This window comes from Amycolatopsis suaedae (genome assembly GCF_004214935.1).
In the GTDB taxonomy this organism is placed as follows: Bacteria; Actinomycetota; Actinomycetes; order Mycobacteriales; family Pseudonocardiaceae; genus Amycolatopsis; species Amycolatopsis suaedae.
The window spans coordinates 229,648-253,776 of sequence record NZ_SFCC01000011.1 but is presented as its reverse complement, the minus strand read 5'-3'; the positions used below and the strand labels follow the sequence as shown (position 1 = coordinate 253,776).

24 protein-coding genes are annotated in these 24,129 nt (G+C 71.4%); 12 read left to right on the top strand and 12 right to left on the bottom strand.

The features are described from left to right. Positions 1-53: 53 nt before the first annotated feature. Genes EWH70_RS22890 through EWH70_RS22880 form a run of 3 tightly spaced genes read left to right on the top strand, consistent with a single transcriptional unit; the run spans position 54 to position 2,695 of the window. Complete coding sequence (locus EWH70_RS22890) at positions 54-698, top strand: amino acid ABC transporter permease (RefSeq protein ID WP_130477529.1); 645 nt, start codon at positions 54-56, stop codon at positions 696-698. Further along, the gene (locus EWH70_RS22885) at positions 695-1,546 is read left to right on the top strand and encodes an amino acid ABC transporter permease (protein ID WP_130477528.1); all 852 of its coding nucleotides are present in this window, start codon (positions 695-697) and stop codon (positions 1,544-1,546) included. Before EWH70_RS22890 ends, EWH70_RS22885 begins: the two co-directional genes overlap by 4 nt. Further along, on the top strand, positions 1,547-2,695 hold the full coding sequence (locus EWH70_RS22880; RefSeq protein ID WP_130477527.1) for an MFS transporter: 1,149 nt from the start codon (positions 1,547-1,549) through the stop codon (positions 2,693-2,695). Here EWH70_RS22880 and EWH70_RS22875 read toward each other — a convergent pair. Then, positions 2,658-3,353 (bottom strand): copper homeostasis protein CutC, encoded by a 696-nt coding sequence (locus EWH70_RS22875; RefSeq protein WP_165436367.1) that lies wholly within the window; start codon positions 3,351-3,353, stop codon positions 2,658-2,660. The genes EWH70_RS22880 and EWH70_RS22875 overlap by 38 nt on opposite strands. Then, on the bottom strand, positions 3,350-5,761 hold the full coding sequence (locus EWH70_RS22870) for a sensor histidine kinase (protein ID WP_130477526.1): 2,412 nt from the start codon (positions 5,759-5,761) through the stop codon (positions 3,350-3,352). Before EWH70_RS22870 ends, EWH70_RS22875 begins: the two co-directional genes overlap by 4 nt. A gap of 164 nt (positions 5,762-5,925) precedes the next feature. Here EWH70_RS22870 and EWH70_RS22865 point away from each other — a divergent pair, with 164 nt between their 5' ends. Further along, entirely contained in the window at positions 5,926-6,891 is a 966-nt protein-coding gene (locus tag EWH70_RS22865) for an ABC transporter substrate-binding protein (protein WP_130477525.1), read from the top strand. A 283-nt stretch (positions 6,892-7,174) separates the two neighbouring features. Here EWH70_RS22865 and EWH70_RS22860 read toward each other — a convergent pair whose 3' ends face one another. After that, the gene (locus EWH70_RS22860; protein WP_130477524.1) at positions 7,175-7,810 is read right to left on the bottom strand and encodes a TetR family transcriptional regulator; all 636 of its coding nucleotides are present in this window, start codon (positions 7,808-7,810) and stop codon (positions 7,175-7,177) included. 72 nt (positions 7,811-7,882) lie between these two features. Here EWH70_RS22860 and EWH70_RS22855 point away from each other — a divergent pair, with 72 nt between their 5' ends. Continuing rightward, complete coding sequence (locus tag EWH70_RS22855) at positions 7,883-9,295, top strand: FAD-dependent monooxygenase (protein ID WP_130477523.1); 1,413 nt, start codon at positions 7,883-7,885, stop codon at positions 9,293-9,295. Here the strand turns inward: EWH70_RS22855 and EWH70_RS22850 are convergent. Further along, positions 9,292-9,843, bottom strand: a complete 552-nt coding sequence (locus EWH70_RS22850; protein ID WP_130477522.1) for an LppU/SCO3897 family protein — start codon at positions 9,841-9,843, stop codon at positions 9,292-9,294. The two genes, EWH70_RS22855 and EWH70_RS22850, sit on opposite strands and share 4 nt — an antisense overlap. 71 nt (positions 9,844-9,914) lie before the next feature. On the opposite strand from EWH70_RS22850, the gene EWH70_RS22845 reads away from it, so the two are divergent. Further along, positions 9,915-11,552 carry a DNA repair helicase XPB gene (locus tag EWH70_RS22845; protein ID WP_130477521.1) on the top strand — a complete coding sequence of 546 codons (1,638 nt, stop codon included), beginning with the start codon at positions 9,915-9,917 and terminating at the stop codon, positions 11,550-11,552. A gap of 37 nt (positions 11,553-11,589) precedes the next feature. Beyond that, complete coding sequence (locus EWH70_RS22840; protein WP_130477520.1) at positions 11,590-12,441, top strand: DUF72 domain-containing protein; 852 nt, start codon at positions 11,590-11,592, stop codon at positions 12,439-12,441. Here the strand turns inward: EWH70_RS22840 and EWH70_RS22835 are convergent. Further along, a complete protein-coding gene (locus EWH70_RS22835) occupies positions 12,438-13,010 on the bottom strand; it encodes a type 1 glutamine amidotransferase domain-containing protein (RefSeq protein WP_130477519.1) in 573 nt (190 codons plus the stop codon). The two genes, EWH70_RS22840 and EWH70_RS22835, sit on opposite strands and share 4 nt — an antisense overlap. A 21-nt stretch (positions 13,011-13,031) precedes the next feature. Further along, complete coding sequence (locus tag EWH70_RS22830) at positions 13,032-13,991, bottom strand: o-succinylbenzoate synthase (RefSeq protein WP_240687148.1); 960 nt, start codon at positions 13,989-13,991, stop codon at positions 13,032-13,034. An 85-nt stretch (positions 13,992-14,076) separates the two neighbouring features. On the opposite strand from EWH70_RS22830, the gene EWH70_RS22825 reads away from it, so the two are divergent. Continuing rightward, complete coding sequence (locus EWH70_RS22825) at positions 14,077-14,298, top strand: PspC domain-containing protein (RefSeq protein ID WP_130477517.1); 222 nt, start codon at positions 14,077-14,079, stop codon at positions 14,296-14,298. Between the two features lie 43 nt (positions 14,299-14,341). Here the strand turns inward: EWH70_RS22825 and EWH70_RS22820 are convergent, their stop codons facing one another. From EWH70_RS22820 to EWH70_RS22795, 6 genes are all read right to left on the bottom strand, one after another. Further along, a complete protein-coding gene (locus tag EWH70_RS22820; protein ID WP_130477516.1) occupies positions 14,342-15,103 on the bottom strand; it encodes a nucleotidyltransferase domain-containing protein in 762 nt (253 codons plus the stop codon). A gap of 463 nt (positions 15,104-15,566) precedes the next feature. Next, on the bottom strand, positions 15,567-17,195 hold the full coding sequence (gene groL, locus EWH70_RS22815; RefSeq protein WP_130477515.1) for a chaperonin GroEL: 1,629 nt from the start codon (positions 17,193-17,195) through the stop codon (positions 15,567-15,569). Between the two features lie 249 nt (positions 17,196-17,444). Beyond that, positions 17,445-18,923, bottom strand: a complete 1,479-nt coding sequence (locus EWH70_RS22810) for a serine/threonine-protein kinase (RefSeq protein ID WP_130477514.1) — start codon at positions 18,921-18,923, stop codon at positions 17,445-17,447. A gap of 67 nt (positions 18,924-18,990) precedes the next feature. Continuing rightward, positions 18,991-19,197 (bottom strand): cold-shock protein, encoded by a 207-nt coding sequence (locus EWH70_RS22805; protein ID WP_130477513.1) that lies wholly within the window; start codon positions 19,195-19,197, stop codon positions 18,991-18,993. Between the two features lie 115 nt (positions 19,198-19,312). Next, entirely contained in the window at positions 19,313-19,903 is a 591-nt protein-coding gene (locus tag EWH70_RS22800) for an AIM24 family protein (protein WP_130477512.1), read from the bottom strand. A gap of 5 nt (positions 19,904-19,908) precedes the next feature. Beyond that, positions 19,909-20,586, bottom strand: coding sequence for a TIGR00266 family protein (locus tag EWH70_RS22795; RefSeq protein ID WP_130477511.1), 678 nt, complete (start codon positions 20,584-20,586; stop codon positions 19,909-19,911). 77 nt (positions 20,587-20,663) lie between these two features. Between EWH70_RS22795 and moeA the strand changes: the two genes are divergently transcribed. The 4 genes from moeA (at position 20,664) to EWH70_RS22775 (ending at position 24,126) form a co-directional block, all read left to right on the top strand. Continuing rightward, positions 20,664-21,890 (top strand): molybdopterin molybdotransferase MoeA, encoded by a 1,227-nt coding sequence (gene moeA, locus EWH70_RS22790; protein ID WP_130477510.1) that lies wholly within the window; start codon positions 20,664-20,666, stop codon positions 21,888-21,890. 11 nt (positions 21,891-21,901) lie between these two features. Continuing rightward, positions 21,902-22,279 carry a squamosa promoter-binding protein 15 gene (locus EWH70_RS22785; protein ID WP_130477509.1) on the top strand — a complete coding sequence of 126 codons (378 nt, stop codon included), beginning with the start codon at positions 21,902-21,904 and terminating at the stop codon, positions 22,277-22,279. 179 nt (positions 22,280-22,458) lie between these two features. After that, on the top strand, positions 22,459-23,175 hold the full coding sequence (locus EWH70_RS22780) for a phosphatidylserine decarboxylase (RefSeq protein ID WP_130477615.1): 717 nt from the start codon (positions 22,459-22,461) through the stop codon (positions 23,173-23,175). A 3-nt stretch (positions 23,176-23,178) separates the two neighbouring features. Continuing rightward, on the top strand, positions 23,179-24,126 hold the full coding sequence (locus tag EWH70_RS22775; RefSeq protein ID WP_130477508.1) for a CDP-alcohol phosphatidyltransferase family protein: 948 nt from the start codon (positions 23,179-23,181) through the stop codon (positions 24,124-24,126). Positions 24,127-24,129 lie beyond the last annotated feature (3 nt).

The window sequence follows — 24,129 nt, the reverse complement described above, 5'->3', positions numbered from 1 at the left end:
CGTGAAGGCCACCTTCAGCACGAAGGTGGCCTTCACGACGATGAAAGTCTGAGATGAACGCACTACTGGACCACCTCGACGAGTTCGCCGAGGGGGCTCTGTTCACGGTCGAGCTGTTCGCGCTGTCCGCCGTCGGCGCGTTCGTCATCGCACTGTTCATCGTGGCGTTCCGGGTCGCGCCGGTCACCCCGCTACGGATGTTCGGCACCGCCTACGTCGAGGTGTTCCAGAACGTCCCGCTGCTGGCCTGGCTGGTGATCTTCGTCTTCGCGCTGCCGGAGATCGGCATCCAGTTCGACCTGTTCACCACCGCGGTCATCGCCATCTCGATGTACTCCGCCGCCTACTACGCGGAGACCCTGCGCACCGGCATCAACACCGTGGCCACCGGCCAGGCCGAGGCCGCCCGCGCGCTCGGCCTCGGGTTCGGCGCCTCCCTGCGCTCGGTCGTACTGCCACAGGCGCTGCGCAGCGTCATCCAGCCGCTGGGCAACGTCACCGTCGCGCTGCTGATGAACACCGCGCTGGCGGGCGCCGTCGGGGTGGTCGAGCTGACCACCACGACCAACCGCATCAACCTCATCGAGGCGGAACCGATCGTGTTGTTCACCGGCGCGGGCGTGCTCTACGCCCTGCTCGCCGTCGTCATCACCGTGGTCACCGGCCTGCTGGAGCGGAAGCTGGTGATCCACCGGTGAACGTCCTGTTCGACGAGCCGGGGCCACGCGCCCGCCGCCGCATCCGCATCGCCACGGTCGTCAGCCTCCTGGCCGGCGCGGTGCTGGTGGCACTGGCCATCCGGCAGTTCTCCGTCAACGGTGAGCTGGACCCCGCCAAGTGGGGTATCTTCACCGACTGGCTGATCTGGCGGTTCATCCTGGACGCCCTCGGCTCCACCGTGCTGGCCGCCGTGCTGGCCATCGCCATCGGTGGTACGGCCGGGTTGCTGCTCGCTGTCGCCAGGGTGTCCGGCCCCGCCGTGCTGCGGGGAGCCGCGCGGGCCTACATGGAGGTCGTGCGGGTCGTCCCGGCCCTGCTGCTGGTGTTCGTCACGCTGTTCGCCCTTCCGCAGCTCGGCATCAACATGCCGCTGCTGTGGAAGCTCGTCGTGCCGCTCGCGGTGTCCAACTCCGCGCAGTTCGCCGAGATCTTCCGCGCGGGAATCCTGTCGCTGGACCGCGGCCAGGGCGAGGCGGCCGCGGCACTCGGCCTGAGCAACGGCCAGGCCATGCGGCTGGTGATCCTGCCGCAGGCACTGCGCCGGGTCGTCCCTTCGCTGGTCAGCCAGTCCGCGGGCGTGCTCAAGGACACCTCGCTCGGCTTCGTGGTCAGCTACAGCGAACTGCTGTACAGCACCAAGGTACTGATCGGCTACTACCAGCAGAGCCAGGTCAGCATCCTCATCCAGGCCTACCTCGTCATCGCGGCCGTGTACTTCGTGGTGAACTTCGGCCTGTCGCGGCTGGCCCGCTGGCTGGAGAGCCGTCAGCGCCGCAAGGGGCGCGTCGCGGCGACCGCCGAAGAACTCCCGCACCGGGACGGGTAAGTGCTCCGCTACTGGCCGGCCGTGGTGGCGGTGGCGCTGGGGACGTTCGCCACCATCACCACCCAGCTCCTGCCGGTCGGGCTGCTCACCGCGATCAGCCCGGAGCTGGGGATCACCGAGGGCGCCGCCGGGCTCACGGTCACCATCCCCGGCCTGGTGGCCGCCGTCGCCGCACCGGTGATCGCCGTCGCCGCCGGGCGGCTGGACCGGCGGATCGTCCTGGGCGGGCTGCTCGTCCTGCTCATCGGCGCCAACACGCTCGCGGCCGTGGCGCCGAACTACCCGGTGCTGCTGGCCGGCCGCGTCCTGGTCGGGGTGAGCGTCGGCGGGTTCTGGGCCGTCGCCGCCGGGGTCGCCGGCCGGCTGGTACCCGAGCACCTGGTCGGCCGCGCGATCTCCGTCGTCTACTCCGGCGTGTCACTGGCCTCGGTGCTCGGCCTGCCCGCCGGGCGGCTCATCGCCGACCTGACCACCTGGCGGATCACGTTCACCGTGCTCGGTGTCCTCGCCTTCGCCGTGCTCGCCGTCCAGGCCCTGCTGCTGCCACCGCTGCCGCCGCACAGCGCGGTCCGGCCTGCCGACCTGCCCCGCCTGCTGCGCGATCCCACGGTGCGGTTCGCGTTCGGCGCGGTGTTCCTGATCGTCGCGGGCCACTTCGGCGCGTACACCTACCTGGTCGCGTTCCTCGAACGCGCCCCGGCCGTGCCCAGGGAACTGGTCAGCACCCTGCTGCTGGTCTACGGCGCGGCGGGGCTGATCGGGACGTTCACCATGGGCACCTTCGCCCAGCGGGCCCCTCGGCACACGCTGGCGGCAGCGGCCCTCTCGCTCGCCCTGGCCGCGGTGACCCTGCCGTTCGCGGGCGGATCGCTGGCCGCCGTGATCGGGCTGCTGGTCGTCTGGGGCGCCGCCTACGGCGGTGTCCCGCTGTCGCTGCAGGTGTGGCTCTACACCGTGGTGCCGAAGTCCACCGAGGCCGCGTCGGCGCTGTTCGTGACGGCCTTCCAGGTCGCGATCTCGCTCGGCTCGCTGTTCGGCGGGCTGCTGCTGGACACCGGCGGCCCGGACACGGTGCTGTGGGCGGGTGGCGCGCTCGCCGGCGTCACCGCGCTCACGCTGGGGCTGGTGTCACCGCGCCGAGCCCGTTGACCAGGTCCGACCAGCGGCGCACCGCCGCCGCGTCGACCGGCTCGGCCCAGCCCCCCGGACGCACCGCGCCACCGACATGGAACGCCCGGACCCCGGCCGCCCGCAGCACGGGGAGGTGCTCCTCCCGCAGGCCGCCGCCGACCAGCAGCTCCGGCGGGCCGTCCAGGTCGGCCAGCCGGTGCAGCACGTCCAGCCCCTGGTCGACACCGCCCGGGTGCCCGGCGGTCAGCACCGTGTCGCAGCCGAGCCCGGCCGCCACGCCCCAGGCCGCGACGGGGTCGGCCGCGTGGTCCAGTGCGCGGTGGAACGTCCACCGCGCCCCGCCCAGCTCGGCCAGCACGGCACGGCAGGCCTCGGCGTCGACGGCACCGTGCGGGGTCAGGAAGCCGAGCACGAACTCCCGCGCACCCACGGCGAGCAGCTCACCCGCCGTGCGGCGCAACGCGTCGAGATCGGCCGGCGCGAAACCGGCGGTGTCCCGCAGCATGACCCGCACCGGCAGATCGGTCGCCGAAAGGACCTCCCGCACCACCCCGGCCGGTGGCGTCAGCCCGTCGGCGGCCATGTCGGCGACCAGCTCCAGCCTGTCCGCACCGCCCTCCTGAGCCCGTTCGGCGTCGTGCGCGCCGAGCGCGATCACCTCGAGCAGAGCCGTCACCGCTCACTTCCTTCTTTGATCCGCGCGCTTCGACCGCGCTCGACACCGTCCTGCAGCCTGGACATCCTCCCGCGAACGGCCTCCGGTGACAGCGTGAGTGTGGGGCGTTCCTCAGCGGTGCGGAACCACTGGGCCAGCACCGCCTCGTAGGCGGGCATGCGGTCGGTCGGGCCGTCGAAGTCGAACGCGTCCGGATCGTCCGCTTCGGTCGGCCACTCGGGAGCCTGCTCGACACGGCCGACCACCGGTGCGCGGCGGGGTGGTTCCGGGTCGCTCTGCGGCCAGATCGGCTCGTCGGCGACCGGCCACACCGGCTCCGGCTCGGGTTCCGGCTCCGGTTCGGGGTCGACGATCGGCTCCGGCGGCGAGGTCAGCACGGACAGCGGCATCGCCGGTTCGGGCTCCGGCTCCGGTTCCGGGGGCAGCACGATCACCAGCCGCGACGGCACGACGACGATCGCCTCCAGCCCGCCGCCGGACGACTGGGCAAGCCGCACACGGATACCGTGCCGATGGGCCAGTCGCGCGACCACGTACAGGCCCATCCGGCGGGAGACCTCGACGTCGACGTCGGGCGGCGCGGCCAGCCTCGCGTTCTGCCTGGCGAGCTCGGGTTCCGGCATACCCGATCCGCGGTCGAGGATCTCGATGCTCCAGTCGCCGTCGGAGTTGACCTCGCTGTAGACCGACACCAGCGTGTCCGGCGGGGAGTACGCGGTCGCGTTCTCCAGCAGCTCGGAGATGACGTGCACCAGGTCGCTGACCGCCTCGGCGCGCACCACCAGCTGCGGCGCGGGCGCCAGCTCGACCCGCTGGTAGTGCTCGACCTCCGACAGCGCCGCGCCGACGACCTCGTCGGCCAGCACCGGCCCCTCGACCTCCCTGCCGAGGTCGTGGCCGGACAGCACCAGCAGGTTCTCGCTGTTGCGCCGCATCCGGGTGGCCAGGTGGTCCAGCTCGAACAGCCCGCCCAGCGTGTCCGGGTCCTGCTCGTCGGCCTCCATCCGGTCCAGCACCGACAGCTGCCGCTCGACCAGATCCTGGCTGCGGCGGGAGAGGTTGACGAACATCGCGTTGATGTTCTCCCGCAGCCTGGCCTGCTCGCTGGCCAGCCGGACGGCCTCGCCGTGCACCGCGTCGAAGGCTCTGGCGACCTCGCCGAACTCCTCGCGGCTGAACACCGGCACCGGCGCGACCGTCGACCCGGCAGGCGTCCCCGGGTGTGGCGGTTCGGGGTCGGCGAGGATGCCCTGGACGGCCGCGGGCAGCCGGTGTTCGGCGACCTCGAGCGCGGACCGGCGCAGCGTGCGCAGCGGCCGCAGCAGCGACCGCAGGATCAGCACGCCGAGCACGACCGCCAGCAACACGACACCGAACACGACCCCGGCGTCCCGCAGGGCGGCGGTGCGGGCCATCTCGGCGAGGGCGTCGGTGCGGTTCTGCGCCATGACCTGCAGGGCCTCCTCGACCTTGCGGGCCTGGTTGACCGTGTAGGTGGCGGCGGTGTCCCAGCGGACCGGGTCGAGACCGGCCAGCGGCTGGTCACCCTCCGCCCTGGTGACGACCGCCTCGACCATGTCGTTGCCGATGTCGACGACGATGCCGATGACGGTGTCGTCGTACATCCGCTGCTGCTCGGGGGTGGCGAACTGGCGGTAGTCGTGCCGGGCCGCCGCCAGCTCGGCCTCGGCGCCGAGCAGCGCGCGCAGCCGTTCGTCGGAGACGTTGCCGACCTGCAGCACCTCGGCCAGCAGCGCCCGCTTGACCGACATCTGCTCCTTGATCCGGGCCAGCGCGTGCGTCGCCAGCTGCAGACCGGCCAGCTCCGGTTCGGTCGTCTCGGTCACCGGCTGGGCGCCGGCGGCGAGCAGGCCGGCGACCAGGTCGCCGTAGGACCGCAGTACGGCGTCGGCGGGGAACTCGGAGTGCTCCCCGGCGAAACGCAGGCCGGTCAGGCCACCGAGCTGGTCCTGCACGCGGCCGAACGCGGTCGCGGCCTCGGCGGTCAGCCGGGGGCGGGCGGCGGTCAGCTCGGTGCCGAACCGGCCGACGGCGGTGTCCACCCTGGCACGCTGGTCACGCAACTCGGTGACGTCGGCGGGGCGGCCCGCGGCGACGTGGCGAACGGTCAGGTCGCGCTCACGTTGCAGCTGATGGGTCAGCTCGCTCAACGCGACCTCGACGTGGACCCTGCTGGCGGCCTCCGCGAGCCGGTCCGCCTCGGCCAGGTCGACCCGCACCCGCAGCCCGGCCAGCGCGACGACCGCGACGGTGGGGATCAGCAGGACCACGAGCAGCTTCGTGCGCAACCGCCAGTTGCGCAGGCGCCAGCCGCCCGCATGCGCACGTGCGGTAGAGCGCGAACCGTCGGCGTCACCCCGTCGGGGGCGATCGAGGCGACGGTTCACCTGACGTCCTTTGCTTCTCCAGGCAGTAACCTACTGGAGAGTAGTTAACTTGAGAGTAGCGCGATAGTCGCCGTACGCGTGCGCCGCCTTGCGGCGATGGTATTGCCCCGGCCGCCTAAGCTCCAGGGCGGAAGGCGATTCTCTCGGTAGCTGAGAGGGCACGGATGAGCAGCAGACGGTGGCGGACGGTGACGATGCAGGTCATCGTGCTGTTCGCGATCAGCGCCTGTTCCCTGTGGTCCGGCGAACAAGCGCGTCAAGCTCCCGCATTGGAACGAAACACTCTCCGTGTCGTTGTCGGTAACCCGATCGAGAGCGCTCCCCTACGAATGGCTACCGCCGATGGCCTGTTCGAACGGGCCGGGCTGCGGATCGAGCTGATCGAGCAGGCCGCGCCCGACGACGGCCTGACCAAGCTGACGTCCGGCGAGGCCGACGTGGCGTTCGCCAGCGACTTCGCCCTGTTCCGCGCGGCGACGCAGGGGCTGCCGCTGCAACTACAGGGCGAGGCGTACACGGCAGGGGCCAACTCGATGGCGCTGATGATCCTGCCGGATTCGTCCTACGACAAGCCCGCCGCCAAGCGGTCGCCGCGGATCGCCGTCGACACCCTGGACGGTCTCGGCACGCTGACCAGCCGGTCCGCCCTGGCGACCGCGGGCGTCGCGCCGGAGAAGATCAAGTTCGTGCAGCGGGACCCCGGCGAGATGATGCGCGCACTGCAGAAGGGCGAGGCCGACGCGGCCTGGATGGTCGAGCCACACATCACGACGGCCGAGGAGAAGCTGGGCGCGCGGGTCCTGACCGACACCGCGCGGGGCGCCACCACGGAGTTCCCGATGTCGGCCTACGCGGCGACCGAGGCGTTCGCCAAGCAGAACCCGAACCTGCTCGCCGAGTTCCGCCGCCTGCTCGGCCTGGCACAGCAACGCGCCGACGACCCGGCCGCCGTCCGCAAGGCACTGCCGTCGTTCGCCGGCATCGACGGCAACACCGCGTCGCTGGTCGCCCTCGGCACCTATCCGACGTCGCTGAGCGGCGTGCGCCTGCAGCGTGTCGCCGACCTCATGCACGGCTCGGGCGCCCTGTCCACCCGCCTGGACGTGCAGTCCCTGCTGCCCGGGCACTAGCCAAGCCTCGTGAAGGCCACCTTCATCACGTCTCACGTCAGAGACCCCGGCAAAGTCCGATCGTGCGCGAGCGTGGAACTCGCGTGCCGGAACGGAGAACTCGCGTGCACGAGCGTGGAGTTCATACCCTGAGACACGTCTTCCGCCCCGCGGACACCGCGAGTCCCACCCTCGTGCACGCGAGTCCCACCCTCCCGCACATGAACTCCACCGCCACGCACACCACCCGACTTCGCCACACCAGCCCCAGCAGTCACATCCGCCTTCACGTGCTTCGGGGCGGTCAGATGCCCTCGGGCTCCAGGCCGCGGGCCAGCAGCGCGAAGGCCTGCCGGGCCGACTCGACGGCGATCGGGTAGATCTGGTCGGCCGCCTGGCCGGCGACGATGCGGTTGTGGTTGTCCACGGCCAGCGTCCACTGGACGGCCACCACCTGTGCCGCCGCGACCCGGGCGGTCAGCGCCGACACCGTGGCCGTCTCGCGCAGCGCCTCGGCCAGCGCCCGCTCCGCACCGGCGTTGAACTGCAGCATCCGCGCGGCCAGCGCGGGCGTTTCGAGCACCATCCGGAACAGGTCCCGCACCTCGGGCACCTCACACAGCCCGGTGATCGGCTCCCGTTCGGCCAGCCCGGTGAGAAACCGGGCCCGCAACGCCGCCAGCGGCGTCTGCCGGACGGCTCGCTCCCGCACACACCACGCGCTCTCCGTCTCGTGGTCGGCGAAGCGGTGCAGGACCAGGTCCTCCTTCGTCGGGAAGTAGGCGAACAGGGTCCGCTTGGAAACCTCCGCCGCCTCGGCGATCTCGGCGACCGACACCGCGTCGAACCCCGACTTCAGGAACAACGCGATGGCCGCGTCCGAAATGGCCTGGCGGGTACGCAGCTTCTTCCGCTCACGGAGTCCGATCTCTCCTGCCACCGGGCCACTCTAGCCAAGTTCAGCACTCGGGAGTAGTTTGCACTCGGTATACTTTTGCACCGAGAGGACTCAATGGACGTCGTCATCGCAGGGGCCGGCCCGACGGGCCTCGCCCTCGCCAACGAACTCGCCCTGGCCGGTGTACGCACGGTCGTTCTGGAACGTCTCGGCGAACGGGTCGAGCAACTGAAGGGCGGCGCGCTCCAGCCGCGCACCCGCGAACAGCTGGACATGCGCGGCCTGCACGCGCGACTGGCCCAGCGGGCGCTACGGGAGTCCGCGGGTGGGCACTTCGCGCTGCTGCCGGTACCGCTGGACTGCACGCCCTGGAACACCCGGTACCCACGGCCGCTCGTCGTCCCGCAGTGGATCGTCGAGGAGGAGCTGCAGGCCGCCGCGGAAGCCAACGGCGCAGTGGTCTGGCGCGGCTCGGCCGTCGAACGGGTCGAGCAGCACGACGACCACGTCACCGTCCACACCGGCCGGGAGACGCTCACCGCGAGCTGGCTGGTGGCCTGCGACGGCGCGCACAGCACCGTCCGGCGGCTGCTCGGCCTGCCCTTCCCCGGACGCGGCGGGACCTACGGTGCGGCCCTCGCCGACATCCGGCTCTCCGCCACCTCCGAGACGGTCCCCACCGCGGCCGACCACATCAGCGGCATGACCCAGCGCGCAGGCGACTACTGGGCGATGCTGGTCCCGCTGCACGGCGACGAGTACCGCCTGACCTTCGGCGACAACCGGCTCACCGACCCGCCGAGGACACCGGTCAGCCACGCCGAGATCGAGGCCGTGCTGCACGCGGTGTACGGCACCCGAACCCGGCTCGCGGAGGTCCGCAACGCCTCCCGGTTCAGCGACGCCACGCGGCAGCTCACGAGCTACCGGCACGGCCGCGTGCTGTTCGCGGGCGACGCCGCGCACATCCACCCGCCGCTGGGCGGGCAGGGCCTCAACCTCGGCGTGCAGGACGCGTTCAACCTCGGCTGGAAGCTCGCCGCCACGGTCCAGGGCTGGGCACCGGACGGCCTGCTCGACACCTACCAGGCCGAGCGCCACCCGGCGGCCGCGCGGGTGCTGCGGCACACCAGCGCCCAGCGGGTCGTGGCCAGTCCCGAGCCGGACACCGACGCCGCGGCGTTGCGGGAAATGCTGACCGAGCTGACCCGGCTGCCGGAGGTCAACACCAGGCTGGCCGGTCTGATGTCCGGCCTCGACCTGCGCTACGACCTGCCCGGCGACCACCCGCTCACCGGCGGCAGGCTGCCCGACCCGAGCGGGCGGCTCGCCCCGCTGCTGCACCGCGGCCGGCCCGTTCTGCTCGACGGCGGCGCGAACGTCAAGCTCGCTCACCCCAGGGTCGCCAGAGTTCCGTTCGCGCCGCTGGACGCACCCGCGGTCCTGCTCCGGCCGGACGGCTACGTCGCCTGGGCGGGCGACGGCGACCCGGGCGAAGCCGCCGAGCGGTGGTTCGGAGCGCCCTAGACCCGGGTCTTCGGCGGAGTCGGCGTCAGGCAGACGGTGCGCGCGGGCCGCAGGTAGGCGAAGCCGGTCTCCTTCGGCCCGCACACGTCCCTGGCCTGGACGTCCCGGTGCACCGTCACCCGGCTCTCGGCACGCACCTCGCCACACGCGACCTTCGTCGTCCGGGTGGTGTCTGTGATCTCAGACAGGCAGTCGCCGTCGCTGACGTTCAACGCCAGGCACAGCGACCGCACCGGCTTCTCCAGCAACTCGAACTCGACGTAGTCGCCGTCGGGACACGGCATTCCCGGTTCCGGCTTGGCCTCGACGCGGTAGATCGCCGCGTCGTCATCACAATCCACCGTGCTGAACTCGCTGCGTTCACCGCTGTCGTCGAGGATGCGGACGCAGTCGCTGACCTCCGGGCTGCCGACGCGCTTCATCTCCAGCGCGAACACCACGGCCATCGCGGTCAGTCCCACGGTCAGCGCGACGGTGCCGATGGCGATGCCGACCTTGGCCCCGGCACCGAGCCCGCGTTTCGGCGGAGGCGGCGGATGGGGATACACGCCCAAGATCCTGTCACCCCCCGACCCCGCCGCGATAGTGGTCGTGTCGGCCCACACGTATAAAGGAGGGCGTGACCGATGGCCCGCTGATCGTCCAGTCCGACAAGACCGTGCTGCTCGAAGTCGACCACGACCGAGCCGACGACGCACGGATCGCCATCGCGCCGTTCGCCGAGCTGGAACGTGCTCCCGAGCACGTCCACACCTACCGGATCACGCCGCTGGCGCTGTGGAACGCCCGCGCCGCCGGGCACGACGCCGAGCAGGTCGTCGACGCCCTCACCACCCACTCGCGCTTTCCCGTGCCGCAGCCGCTGCTGATCGACGTCGTCGACACCATGGGCCGCTTCGGCAGGCTGCAGATCGCCAACCACCCCGCGCACGGCCTGGTGATGACCACCACCGACCGCGCCGTGCTGGAGGAGGTGGCCCGGCACAAGAAGATCAGCCCGATGCTGGGTGCCCGCATCGACGAGGACACCGTCGTCGTGCACCCCTCCGAACGCGGCAGGCTCAAGCAGATGCTGCTGAAGGTCGGCTGGCCTGCCGAGGACCTCGCGGGCTACGTCGACGGCGAGGCACACCCGATCGCGCTCGCCGAGGAGGGCTGGTCGCTGCGTGAGTACCAGCGGCAGGCCGCCGACGCGTTCTGGGCGGGCGGGTCCGGAGTCGTCGTGCTGCCCTGCGGCGCGGGCAAGACGCTGGTCGGCGCGGCCGCGATGGCGCAGGCCGGGGCGACCACGCTGATCCTGGTCACCAACACCGTCGCGGGCAGGCAGTGGAAGCGTGAGCTGGTGGCCCGCACGTCGCTGACCGAGGAGGAGATCGGCGAGTACTCCGGCGAGCGCAAGGAGGTCCGCCCGGTCACCATCGCCACCTACCAGGTCGTCACCCGCAAGACCAAGGGCGAGTACCGGCACCTCGAACTGTTCGACTCCCGTGACTGGGGCCTCATCGTCTACGACGAGGTGCACCTGCTGCCCGCGCCGGTGTTCCGGATGACCGCCGACCTGCAGTCCCGCCGCCGCCTCGGGCTGACCGCCACGCTGGTGCGGGAGGACGGCCGCGAGGGCGACGTGTTCTCCCTCATCGGGCCGAAGCGGTTCGACGTCCCGTGGCGCGACATCGAGGCGCAGGGCTGGATCGCGCCCGCCGAGTGCATCGAGGTCCGCGTGACGCTCACCGAGAACGAGCGCCTGAACTACGCCACCGCCGAGTCCGACGAGCGCTACCGGATCTGCTCGACCGCCCGCACCAAGACCAAGGTCATCAAGTCCATTGTGGACAAGCATGCCGGCGAGCCGACGCTGGTGATCGGGGCCTACCTCGACCAGCTGGAGGAACTCGGCGCCGAGCTGGACGCGCCGGTCATCCAGGGCTCCACCCGCAACGCCGAGCGGGAGAAGCTGTTCGACGCCTTCCGCAAGGGCGAGCTGAACACACTGGTGGTGTCGAAGGTGGCGAACTTCTCCATCGACCTGCCCGAGGCGTCGGTGGCCGTGCAGGTGTCGGGCACCTTCGGCTCCCGCCAGGAGGAGGCCCAGCGGCTCGGCAGACTGCTGCGCCCCAAGGGCGACGGCAGGCAGGCGCACTTCTACTCGGTCGTCGCCCGCGACACGGTCGACACCGACTACGCAGCCCACCGCCAGCGGTTCCTCGCCGAGCAGGGCTACGCCTACACCATCCGCGACGCCGACGCGTTCCTGTGAGGGTTTAGCCCACGGCGTTCGCGGCTAGTACCCGGCAATGATCAGGGTGGGCACCTCGGGCTGGCGGTACGGGCCGTGGCGCGGGGTGTTCTACCCCAAGGGCCTGCCGCAGCGCCGCGAGCTGGAGTACCTGTCGCGGCGGATGAACAGCGCCGAGATCAACGGCTCCTTCTACTCCCTGCAACGGCCGGAGCGCTACCGCGGCTGGTTCGACGAGACACCGGACGACTTCCTGTTCGCCGTCAAGGGCGGCCGGTTCATCACGCACATGAAGCGACTGCGGGACGTCGAGACACCGCTGGCCAACTTCTACGCCTCCGGCGTGCTCGCGCTGGGCCACAAGCTAGGACCGTTCCTGTGGCAGCTGCCGCCACGGCTGGCGTTCGACGCCGGCCGCCTGACGGCGTTCTTCGACCTGCTGCCCCGCACCACCCGCGCCGCGGCAAGCCTGGCCAGGAAACACGACGACAAGCTCAAGGGCGAGCCGTACACCAAGCCCGGACCGAACCGGCGGCTGCGGCACGCGCTGGAGGTCCGGCACGAAAGCTTCCGCACCAAGGAAGCCGTGAAGTTGTTGCGGGACAACGAGATCGGGCTCGTCGTCGCCGACACGGCCGGCACCTTCCCGCGCCTGGACGACGTCACGGCGGACTTCGTCTACGTACGGCTGCACGGCGACGAGAAGCTGTACGAGAGCGGCTACAGCGACACGGCCCTCGAGTACTGGGCCGGGCTGATCAAGAAGTGGCACCGCGGCGGCAGCCCCGGCGAGCACAGGGTCGCCGGGGCCGCGCCGCGGCGTAAGCGGGACGTCTACGTGTACTTCGACAACGACATCAAGGTCAAGGCACCCGAGGACGCCCAGACCCTGGCGGGCCTGCTCGGTTAGGCGCTGCGGGCCTGGGCGCGGTGCTTGCCCTCGGCGATCTCCTCGACCACCTTGGCGCAGAACGCGGGCAGGTCGTCCGGCTTGCGGCTGGTGACCAGGCCGGAGTCGACGACGACCTCCTCGTCCACCCATTCGGCACCGGCGTTGCGCAGGTCGGTCTGCAGGCTCGGCCACGAGGTGAGCCTGCGACCGCGTACGACGTCGGCCTCAATGAGGGTCCACGGCGCGTGGCAGATGGCCGCGACCGGCTTCTGCCCGCTGAAGAAGGCGCCGACGAAGCGGACGGCCTCGGGCACGGTGCGCAGGAAGTCCGGGTTGGCCACGCCACCGGGCAGCACGAGACCGTCGTAGTCGTCCGGCGACGCATCGCCGACCACCCGGTCCACCGGGAACGTGTCGGCCTTGTCCAGGTGGTCGAACCCCTGGATGCTGCCTTCCTGGGTGGACACCAGCTCAGGCTGCCCGCCCGCCTTCTCGACGGCCTGCCACGGTTCGGTCAGCTCGACCTGCTCGACGCCCTCCGGCGCCACCAGGAACGCGACGCGCTTGCCGTCCAGCGTGTTGGCCACTGGAAACTCCTCTCACTCGGCTCACCCGTCGTGGTACCCAGCGGACGGAGCCGCTAACCGGGTGACCCGGCTCATCCGGTCCAGCCACCATCGGGTGACCTCGGCGGAGGCGGGCTCGGCGAGGTCTGGCTCGGGTGCCCGGCGGGGCACCGGCAGGTAGCCGTCCACAGGGGACAGCGACTCCGAGCAGGCGTCGTGCTCCAGCAACGAGATCGTGCCGAGGCCGCAGGCGAAGTCCAGCTCCGGCAACGCACCGGCCAGCGCCAGCCCCGCCGCCAGCCCGACGCTGGTCTCCACCGCCGAGGACACCACGCAGGGCAGCCCGCAGGCCCGCGCCACCTCCAGTGCACGGCGGACCCCGCCCAGTGGCGCGACCTTGATCACCGCGACGTCGGCAGCCCCGGCCACCGCGACCTTCAGCGGGTCCCCGGCCCTGCGGATCGACTCGTCGGCGGCGATCCGGACGTCCACCCGGCGCCGCACGGCGGCCAGCTCGTCCAGGGTGGCGCAGGGCTGCTCGACGTACTCCAGCCCGCCGGCGGCCCGGTCCAGCTCGGCGATGGCGCGGCAGGCCTCGTCGACCTCCCACGCCGCGTTGGCGTCGACCCGGATCGCGCCGGACGGGCCCAGCGCGTCGCGCACGGCGGCGACCCGGTCGCAGTCGGCGGTCAGGGAGGAGCCGGGGTCGGCGACCTTCACCTTCGCCGTGCGGCAGCCGGACGCGGTCACCAGGGCGTGGGCCCGTTCGGGCCGCACGACCGGGACGGTCGTGTTGACCGGCACCCGGTCGCGTACCGGCTCCGGCCAGCCGGTGTGCGCGGCCTCGACGGCGCAGGCGTACCAGGGCACCGCCTCGGCGTCGGAGTACTCGCGGAACGGGCAGAACTCCCCCCACCCCGCCGGCCCGCGCAGCAGCACGCCCTCGCGCACGGTGATGCCACGGAAACGATCGCGCAGCGGCAACGCGTAGACCAGGTTCACCAGCCCACCGTAAGGGTCGAACTTCCGGGGCAGGTCAGGGGCGTTCCCCGATGGCACCGGGCGCGGCGCGACCCACCATGGAGACATGACGAATCCCGTGTATACCCCTCAGACGAAGTCGAAGCTGCGGCGCAGCTCGACGGACAAGATGGTGGCCGGGGTGTGCGGCGGCTGGGCCCGCATGCTCGGCGTGGACGCCGCGATCCTGCGGATCCTGCTCGTGGCCGCGACGATCTTCGGCATCGGTACGCCGGTGCTGCTCTACGTCCTGTGCTGGATCTTCATGCCCGAGGACACCAAGGAATGAGTGCCGGCCGCTGGTTCCCCCACTTGGCCGGGGAACCAGCGGCTCACCAGCGGGACAGGTGGACGTCGACCAGCCAGGCGTTGGCCCGGTCGGCGTCCGGCCGCTCCGGCAGCGGCGAGGTGTCCAGCAGCTTCTCCAGTCGGTTCTCCAGTTCCTCGGCGGCCTCCAGCGCCTCGTCGCGGGTGTGCCGTCCCTGTCGCAGGTCGATCAGCCAGGACAGCCACGGCTGCGCCACCGGCAGGCTGATCCGGCCCGTCTCCAGCAGCTCGACGCCCTGCACCCCGAGCCGGACCATGTGCATGGCGAACTTGGTGTCGAAGCCGTAGAGCTCCACCAGTTCCGGCCGGTTGGTCCGCTTGCCGCGCAGGCCGAGCATCCGGGCCCGCTGCGCCCGCAGATAGCCGATGAACCGCCGTCCGGCCTGCCTGGACAGCACCATGTCGGCGTTGGCCCGCAGGTCGCGGCCGGTGTCGTCGATCGACACGATCTCGTGCTCGGGCACGAACAACGGCAGCAGCACCGTGGGGTTACCGGCCAGCGCCAGCCGCATCCACTTGCGCAGCGAGTAGACGATCAGGTCGAGATCGCCGGGGCCGGACCGTACGCCCTCCGGCTGGGTCCGGTAGATGTACTGCTCGAACCTGCGCAGCCCGGCGACGTACTCCGGCGGCTCGACGCAGATGCCCATCTCGTCCCGGTCGTCCTGCCCCTTGACGGCGGTGCCGTGCAGGCCGGAACCCACCTGGCAACGCAGAATCGTGCCGCGCTCGGCCAGAGCGCGGAACTCGGGGCTGTCGTGTTTCATGGCCCAGTTGTAGCCCGGCCGCGTGGTGCCGGTCACCCGATTTTCGGCCTGCCACGCGGTGGCCGCCCGGCGAGGGCGGGCCGTTGAAGGCCACCTTCACTACGTGAGACGTGCTGAAGGTGGCCTTCACGTGCCTCGTGGCGCGGGCATCGCAGTCTCGGAAACCTCAGTGGTCACAGCAGGCCCAGCAACCCCACGGCCGCCACGAACGAGACCACCCCACCACGGGCGAACTCCCCCAATGCCACATTGGGGGAGTTCAAGTACCCCAATGCCACATTGGGGGCATTCAAGTACCCCAATGTGGCATTGGGGGCGTCAAGCTCGTGAAGGCCACCTTCACTACGTGAGACGTGCTGAAGGTGGCCTTCACGTGCTTGAGCGGGGCCGGGACCACACGAAAGGGCCCGGCCCGCTGACTGCGGACCGGGCCCCTTCCTGGGATATCAAGCGGGACTTCGGATCAGAAGTCCATGCCGCCCATGCCACCCGACGGGTCGCCGGCCGGCGCCTTCTCCTTCTCCGGCTTGTCCGCGACCACGGCCTCCGTGGTCAGGAACAGCGCGGCGATGGAGGCAGCGTTCTGCAGAGCGGAACGAGTCACCTTCGTCGGGTCCGGCACGCCGGCCGCGAGCAGGTCCTCGTACTCACCGGTGGCGGCGTTGAGGCCGTGACCCTGCGGGAGGGTCTTGACCTTCTCCACCACGACGCCGCCCTCGAGGCCAGCGTTCACGGCGATCTGCTTGAGCGGGGCCTCGACGGCGACCTTGACGATGTTCGCCCCGGTGGCCTCGTCACCCTCGAGCTTCAGGCCCGCGAAGGCAGCCTCGGCGGCCTGCAGCAGGGCCACGCCACCACCGGCGACGATGCCCTCCTCGACGGCGGCCTTGGCGTTGCGCACCGCGTCCTCGATGCGGTGCTTGCGCTCCTTCAGCTCGACCTCGGTGGCGGCACCGGCCTTGATGACGGCAACGCCGCCGGCCAGCTTCGCCAGCCGCTCCTGCAGCTTCTCGCGGTCGTAGTCCGAGTCGGAGTTCTCGATCTCCGCACGGATCTGGTTGACCCGGCCCTGGATCTGGTCCGCGTCACCGGCACCCTCGACGATGGTCGTCTCGTCCTTGGTGATGACGGCCTTGCGAGCCCGGCCCAGCAGCGACAGGTCGGCGTTCTCCAGCTTGAGGCCGACGTCCTCGCTGATGACCTGGCCACCGGTCAGGGTGGCGATGTCCTGCAGGATCGCCTTGCGACGGTCGCCGAAGCCCGGAGCCTTGACGGCAACGGACTTGAACGAACCCTGGATCTTGTTGACGATCAGGGTGGCGAGGGCCTGGCCCTCGACGTCCTCGGCGATGATCAGCAGCGGCTTGCCGGTCTGGATGACCTTCTCCAGCAGCGGCACGACGTCCTTGACGTTGGAGATCTTCGAGCTGTACAGCAGGACGTAGGGGTCCTCCAGCTCAGCTTCCTGACGCTCCGGGTCGGTGACGAAGTAACCCGAGATGTAGCCCTTGTCGAAGCGCATACCCTCGGTGAGCTCGAGCTCCAGGCCGAAGGTGTTCGACTCCTCGACGGTGACGACGCCTTCCTTGCCGACCTTGTCGAGCGCCTCGGCGATCAGCTCGCCGATGGTGCGGTCCGCGGCCGAGATCGAGGCGGTCGCCGCGATCTGGTCCTTGGTCTCGACCTCACGGGCAGCCTTGTGCAGCTGCTCGGTCACCGCTTCGACGGCCTGCTCGATACCGCGCTTCAGCGCGATCGGGTCGGCGCCGGCGGCGACGTTGCGCAGGCCCTCGCGGACCAGCGCCTGGGCCAGCACGGTGGCGGTGGTGGTGCCGTCACCAGCGACGTCGTCGGTCTTCTTGGCAACTTCCTTGACGAGCTCGGCCCCGATCTTCTCCCACGGGTCCTCGAGCTCGATCTCCTTGGCGATGGAGACACCGTCGTTGGTGATCGTCGGCGCGCCCCACTTCTTCTCGAGCACGACGTTGCGGCCACGCGGGCCCAGCGTCACCTTGACGGCTTCGGCGAGGGTGTTCAGGCCGCGCTCAAGACCGCGGCGGGCGTCCTCGTCGAACGCAATCAGTTTGGCCATTGCGGTGTGGTCCTCCGGTATTGGGCGCTGCCACCGTCGATGTGTCGACGACGGCAGCAGGAGCACTTCCTCGGCCAGGTTCGGTGCCCGCGACGGACGACCGGCTCGTACGAGCCCGGCCTCACCGTCCCGACCTTTCAAGACGGTGGTCGGCGACCCCCGTCTGGCACTCGAGTGTACCGAGTGCCAATCCCGTGTTTAGCACTCACCGGGGTCGAGTGCAAGAAACCCAGGTCGCGCGGCCGCGCCTCAGGTGCTCGGCTGGATCGGGATCGACGGGGGCGGCGGCCTGCGGCTGCCGGACTCGGAGGGCGCCTGGCTGCCACCCGGGCCGACCGGGATGTCCGGCGCCTGGCTGGTGCCGCGCTCCTGCGGCGTGCCGCCGTTGCCGCCCTCGTCGCCGCCGGAGAGCAGGATGATCGTCACGACGGCACCGGCGACCACCAGCACACCGAGGATCACCCAGATGATCCACGCCTTGCTCTTCTTCTTGCCGCCCTCCCAGTCGCCACCCGGGCCCGGGCCGGGACCCCACGGGGCGCCAGGCGGCATCGGGGGCGGCCCACCGGGACCGCCGGGGCCTCCCGGGCCTGGCGGCGGGCCGTACCCGGGCGGCGGACCGCCCATCCCCGGGGGCGGCGTGCCCATGCCGGGCGGCGGGCCGTAGCCCGGGGGCGGACCGCCGTAACCCGGCGGTGGACCCCCTGGCCCCTGCGGCCCCTGCGGCCCCTGCGGTCCCTGGCCTCCCTGCCCGAAGCCCGGCTGCTGGCCGTACGGATGCATCGGGGCCCCCTCTCCTGGATGACGTTGTGGCTGCGGTCCCGTGCCAGGACCGGTGACGGCCGTCGCGGGCGCGGGCAGCGGTGCCGGGGCGGGCGCGGGCTGCGGCGCCTTGAGCGCCTCGCGTGCCGCGTCGATCAGCTCGACACAGCTCCCGTACCGCTCGGCCGGGTTCTTCGCCATGCCCTTGAGCACGACGTCGTCGATCGCGGGCGGCAGCGACACGATCCTGGACACCAGCGGCGGCTGGCCGTTGAGGTGTCCCTTGATGACCGCCTGCACGTCGCCCTTGAACGGCGGCCCGCCGGTCAGGCAGGCGTAGAGCACGCAGGCCAGGGCGTACTGGTCGGTGCGGCCATCGAGCGGCTCGCCCCGCAGGTGCTCGGGGGCGGCGTAGGTCGGCGACCCGAGGAAGTCACCACCGCGGGTGCGGTGCCCGGTCGCGCCGCGCCGGGTCAGGCCGAAGTCGGCGACGTAGACGTGCTCGCGGGCCGACTCCCTGCTGGTGACGAGCACGTTCGCCGGCTTGACGTCGAGGTGCACCAGGCCGCGCGCGTGCAGCGTGTCCAGCGCGTCGGCGACCTGGTCGAGCAGGCCGAGTGCCCGGTCCGGCTCCATCGGGCTGTTCGAGATGAGCCCGGCGAGATCCTTGCCGTCGACGAGCCGCATGGCGATGTACAGCATCCCGTCGAGCTCGCCGAAGTCGTACAGCGGCACGACGTTGGCATGGTCGATCGCCGACGTACTGCGCGCCTCGTCGACGAAGCGCTCACGGAACTCGGCGTCGGCGCCGAGGTGTGCGCCGATCACCTTCAAGGCCACCTTGCGACCCAGTCGCACGTCGGTGGCCTTGTACATCACACTCATGCCGCCCTTGCCGAGCACCCCGTCGATGCGGTAGTTGCCCAGCCGGCGACCGGTGAGGTCCCCCGACTCATCGCCTGTCACGGAGCGCAGCCTAACGCGCCCCGCCGAACAGCCGCTGCCGGTTCACCTAGTGTCGTGCCGCGAGGCCTCAGGAGACCTTCCGGACGTCGGCAGCCTGGCTGCGCCCGTCCCTGCCGGCCTGGACCTCGAACTCAACGCGGTCACCCTCGTCCAGGGTCCGGAAGCCGTCGGCCTGAATGGCCGAGTAGTGCACGAAGACATCCGGACCTTCGGGGTGCTCGATGAACCCGTAGCCCTTTTCCGAGTTGAACCACTTGACCGTGCCGACCGCCACCGACGTCCTCCTCGCGACCCAGGCAGCGCGGTGACAGATCACCTGCCACCGCAAGGTGAAGTGAACTCACGCTACCCGAATCGGAGCGCTGTTCAATGCCCAATTCGTCGCAATATCAACGCCTGGCGCGTGCCTGGACGAGCACCGTGCCGGGCCCCGCGAAGTCCAGCGCCAGCCCCTCGCCGGTGCGGACCGACTGCGGCCCGGCCGGGTCCAGTGCCCGCAGCCTGCACTGCACGGTGTCCGGGTAGGCCACCAGGAATCCCGGCGTGACGGTGACCAGCTCGCGTTGTTCGAGCGTGAAGGCCTCCACCGGGCCCGCGCAGGTCAGCACGAGCGGTCCGGCGCCGCTGAAGTGCTCCAGGAACCCGGTGTCGCCGCCGAACAGGGTCTGCAGCGCGGGCCAGTGCTGGTCCCGCCGGACGGTCGCCGGCCGGGCCAGCACCGCGCCTCGCGCGACCGACCAGCCGGTGGTGCCGTCGAGTTCCAGCGGGTAGACGTCACCGGGATCGCGGGGCGCGAGGTCGACCCAGCCGCCCTCGGCCGGCGCGGTGAACACCGGCGGCGCACCCTTGCGGGACTGCGCGCTCGTCACCCCGAAACTGCTCGCCAGCAACGTCTCCGCTTCCGCCTGCACCCCCTCGCCCGGGTTCAGCGTCACCCTGGCGACGCCGAAGGCGGGTGTGTGGCGCGTGTGCACCCGCATGTCGGCTACCTCGACGGCACCTGCGCGATGACCCAGGCGGCCAGCGCGGCGGGGTTGCGGGTCTGGGTGAACACCTGGCCGGGGCCCGCGAAGTCGAACACCAGGCCCTCACCGCTCTTGATCGACTGCATGATGCCGGACGCCACCTTGCGGGTCTGCGACTGCACGGTGTCGGCGTAGGCCACCACATGCCCGGAGTCGATGGTGACGACCTCGCCGGGCTGGAGGTTGATCACCTCCAGCGCGCCGTAGCAGGCCACCACCAGCGGCCCCTGGCCGGTGGCGTGGGTCAGGAAGCCGCCCTCGCCGCCGAACATCTTGCCGAAGCCGCCCCAGCGGGTCTCGGTCTGCACCGAGTGCGACGACGCCAGCCACGACCCCTGGGTGACGCACCAGCCGGTACGGCCGTCGAGGTTGATCACGTGGATGTCGCCGGGCAGGTTGGCCGCCACGTCGACCCAGCCGCCGTTCTGCGGGGCCGTGTAGGTCGAGATGAAGAACGACTCACCGGAGAGGAAGGCCCTGCCGAGGCCCTTCATGATCCCGCCCTGCGCACTGGACTGGACCTGGACGCCGTAGCTGGTCGCGAGCATCGCGCCCGCCTCGACCTGCGCCGGCTCGCCCGGCGCCAGCATCAGCCGCGCCACCGCGAACGACGGCTTGTGGCGGACATTCACCTGCATCGACGGGTCTCCCTCCCGGACTGGCCTGTGGCGGGGCTGAGTCTTGCACGAGCGCCCGCCATCGGGAGGATGGTCCGGTGATCTCCGTCGAAGAACACCGCGCCACCGTCGCCGAGCTGCTGACTCCGGGCAGGACGGCGACGCTGCCGCTGGCCGGCTGCGCGGGCCTGGTCCTGGCCCACGACGTGCGGGCGGGGGTGTCGCTGCCGCCGTTCGACAACTCGGCGATGGACGGCTTCGCGGTCCGCTCGGTCGACGTCGTCGAGGCCACCGAGGACAAACCGGTCGAACTGCCGGTAACCGGCGACATTCCGGCAGGACGGACCGACGTCGAGCCGCTGCTGCCCGGCACCGCGCACCGGATCATGACCGGCGCGCCGCTGCCGCCGGGTGCGGACAGCGTGGTGATGGTGGAACGGACCGACGCCGGCCCGGGGTTCGCGGGCGGCGACGCGGGCCGGGTCAGGGTGTTCGCCACGGCACCGCCGGGAACGCACGTCCGCCGCACCGGCGAGGACGTCTCCGCCGGCACGGTGGCGCTGCCCGCCGGGAGCGTGCTCGGCCCGCCCCAGCTCGGGCTGGCCGCGGCCGTCGGGCTGGACCGGCTGACCGTCTACACCCCGCCGAGGGTGCTGGTGGTGTCCACCGGGTCGGAACTGGTGACGGCGCCGGATCCGCTGCGGCACGGTCAGATCTACGAGTCGAACAGCATCATGCTGCTGGCCGCGCTGCGGGCCCTCGGCTGCGAGGTACGCACGCTGCGCAGCGTCGCCGACGACGTCGGCACCTTCCGCGAGGCGGTCACCGCCGAGCTGGCCGGCGTCGATCTCGTGGTGACCTCCGGCGGGGTCAGCGCCGGTGCCTACGAGGTGGTCAAGGACGCGCTGGCCGACGCGGGCGTGCGGTTCACCAAGGTCGCCATGCAGCCGGGTGGGCCGCAGGGCTGCGGCCGCTGGGAGGGCGTGCCGGTGGTCACGCTGCCCGGTAACCCGGTGAGTGTGCTGGTGTCGTTCGAGGTGTTCCTGCGGCCCGCGATCCTGGCCGCGATGGGGCACACGGCGACGAGCAGGCAGCGGGTGCGGGCGCGGCTCACCGAGGACCTGCGGTCGCCGGTCGGCAAGCGGCAGTTCCGCCGGGGCTGGTACTCGCCCGCGGTGGGCGCGGTGACCGGCGAGGTCGGCCCGCGCGGCGGCCCCGGCTCCCACCTGCTGGCGGCGTTCGCTCAGGCCAACTGCCTGATCGAGCTGCCGGAAGAGGCATGCGAGGTCGTCGCCGGGAGCGAGGTCGACGTCATCCTGCTCTAGAGTTGCCCGCCGTGAACTGGCTGGCGAACGTGATGGTCTGCGTCAACGCACGGGACGTTCCGCATGTCGCCGCCCTCAGTACCTGGCTGGGCGAGGCCGGTTACGGCAGGTTGAGCGACACCACCGGGCCGGACACCAGGTGGGGCGGGTCCGAGTACCCGAGCTGCACGGTGTGGGCGGGCACGCTGACGAACGGCTCGCTCGGCGAGGTACTGGACCAGGTCCGGGCGACGCCGTGGCTGGAACCACACGCGGTGCAGGTGCTGCTGATGGAGTCGGGCCAGTACTTCTTCCGGCTGTGGATGTTCCGCGACGGCGAGCTGCGGCAGTTCGCGCCGGAGACCCCTACCGAGCGTGACGACGACTTCTGGACCGAACCCTTACTGTAATCCCCCGAACACGTGCGGTGGCGAAGTGTCGGGGTAACCGATTACACTCGTTCGATCAGGTCGTGACCGGGTGCGTGCGCTCGTCGGGGGGCGCACGCGCCCGGTCGGTCCGCCGCCGAATCCCGCCGGGCGGTAGCGTGGGCTTACACACCGCCGACGAGACCTGGGAATCCCTGCTGATGAGCGCCGAACCGGACGCGCCCACGAACCCGATCAAGCACGCCGTCGCCCTCGCCCGCGAGACCATCCCGCCGATGCACCCGGCCGGTCGTCCGTTCGTGCTGGGCGGGGCCGCCGCGACGCTGCTGTTGCGCCGCTTCTCCAAGCGCCTCGGCCTGCTGGCCGGCCTCGGCACCCTGGCGACCGCCGCCTTCTTCCGCGAGCCGCGCCGGGTCGCGCCGGAGCGCCCCGGCCTCGCCGTGGCCGCGGCGGACGGCCTGGTGTCGCTGATCGAGGAGGCCGTACCGCCGCCCGAGCTGGGCCTGCCTGCCCAGCCGCGCATGCGGGTCAGCGTCTTCCTTTCCGTCTTCGACGTCCACGTGCAGCGCGTGCCCGCGAGCGGCACCGTCGAGCGGGTCGCCTACCGGCCGGGCAAGTTCCTGTCCGCCGACCTGGACAAGGCCAGCGAGGACAACGAGCGCAACTCGGTGCTGCTGCGCACCGAGGACGGCCACGAGCTGGTCGTCGTGCAGATCGCCGGCCTGGTCGCGCGGCGGATCGTCTGCCAGGTCGCCGACGGCGACAAGGTGGCCGCCGGCGAAACCTACGGGCTGATCCGGTTCGGCTCGCGGGTCGACCTCTACCTGCCACCGGGCAGCACGGTGCTGGTGTCGAAGGGCCAGCGCACGATCGGCGGCGAGACGCCGCTGGCCGAGCTGCCCCGCACGGCGGGCTGACCGATGACGGTCCGGACTTACCCGGGCGTGCGGCTGCTGCCGAACGCGATCACCGTCCTCGCCCTGTGTGCCGGACTGTCCGCCGTGCAGGCGGCGTTGTCCGGCAACTACCCGCTGGCCATCGGCGCCATCGGCATCGCGGCCGTGCTGGACAGCCTGGACGGGCGGATCGCCCGGCTGCTGGACGCGACGTCGAAAATGGGCGCCGAGCTGGACTCGCTCGCCGACGCCATCTCGTTCGGCGTCGCTCCGGCGCTGGTGCTCTACGCCTGGCAGTCCGGTGGCCCGCGGGTCGGCTGGGTGGCCGCGCTGATCTTCGCCGTCTGCATGATCCTGCGGCTGGCGCGGTTCAACACACTGCTCGACGACACGGAGAAACCGCCGTACGCCAAGGAGTTCTTCGTCGGCGTACCGGCACCGGCCGGCGGGCTGCTCGGCCTGCTGCCGTTGATCATCACGCTGGACTTCGGCCACGGCTGGTGGTCCGACCCGCTGGTGGTCTGGCTGTGGGTCGTCGCGGTCGCCGCGCTGGCCATCAGCCGCATCCCGACGCTGTCACTGAAGACCGTGAAGGTACCGGCGAAGGCCATCGGGTTACTGCTGGTCGGCGTCGCCCTGCTGGCTGCCGCGATCATCCAGTTCCCGCTGACCTCGCTGGCCGTCGCGCTCGTCCTCTACCTGCTGCACATCCCGTACTCGGTGCGCCGGTACCACTGGCTGGCCCGCCACCCGGAGGCATGGGACGTGCCGCCCCGGGAACGCAGGGCCATCCGGCGGGCGCGTGGCTCACGGCGGCTCGGCCTGCGCCGCCGCGAGCCGCGCCGGGTCGCCGGTGCCGCGCGACGGGCCGTCCGGCTGCCCCGCAACGGCGGGGAGTTCACGCCGCGTGGCCGCGCGACGGACGGCGGGCGCCGCTGGCGGCGGATCGGTCTGCGACGGAAGAACGATTAGGGT

Excerpts from the sequence above, each read along its gene's own strand:
- EWH70_RS22890 (WP_130477529.1), top strand. The coding sequence starts at position 54 with ATGAACGCACTACTGGACCACCTCGACGAGTTCGCCGAGGGGGCTCTG.
- EWH70_RS22865 (WP_130477525.1), top strand. The coding sequence starts at position 5,926 with ATGAGCAGCAGACGGTGGCGGACGGTGACGATGCAGGTCATCGTGCTG.
- EWH70_RS22855 (WP_130477523.1), top strand. The coding sequence starts at position 7,883 with ATGGACGTCGTCATCGCAGGGGCCGGCCCGACGGGCCTCGCCCTCGCC.
- EWH70_RS22840 (WP_130477520.1), top strand. The coding sequence starts at position 11,590 with ATGATCAGGGTGGGCACCTCGGGCTGGCGGTACGGGCCGTGGCGCGGG.
- EWH70_RS22825 (WP_130477517.1), top strand. The coding sequence starts at position 14,077 with ATGACGAATCCCGTGTATACCCCTCAGACGAAGTCGAAGCTGCGGCGC.
- EWH70_RS22820 (WP_130477516.1), bottom strand. The coding sequence starts at position 15,103 with ATGAAACACGACAGCCCCGAGTTCCGCGCTCTGGCCGAGCGCGGCACG.
- groL (WP_130477515.1), bottom strand. The coding sequence starts at position 17,195 with ATGGCCAAACTGATTGCGTTCGACGAGGACGCCCGCCGCGGTCTTGAG.
- EWH70_RS22800 (WP_130477512.1), bottom strand. The coding sequence starts at position 19,903 with ATGCGGGTGCACACGCGCCACACACCCGCCTTCGGCGTCGCCAGGGTG.
- EWH70_RS22795 (WP_130477511.1), bottom strand. The coding sequence starts at position 20,586 with ATGCAGGTGAATGTCCGCCACAAGCCGTCGTTCGCGGTGGCGCGGCTG.
- EWH70_RS22780 (WP_130477615.1), top strand. The coding sequence starts at position 22,459 with ATGAGCGCCGAACCGGACGCGCCCACGAACCCGATCAAGCACGCCGTC.
- EWH70_RS22775 (WP_130477508.1), top strand. The coding sequence starts at position 23,179 with ATGACGGTCCGGACTTACCCGGGCGTGCGGCTGCTGCCGAACGCGATC.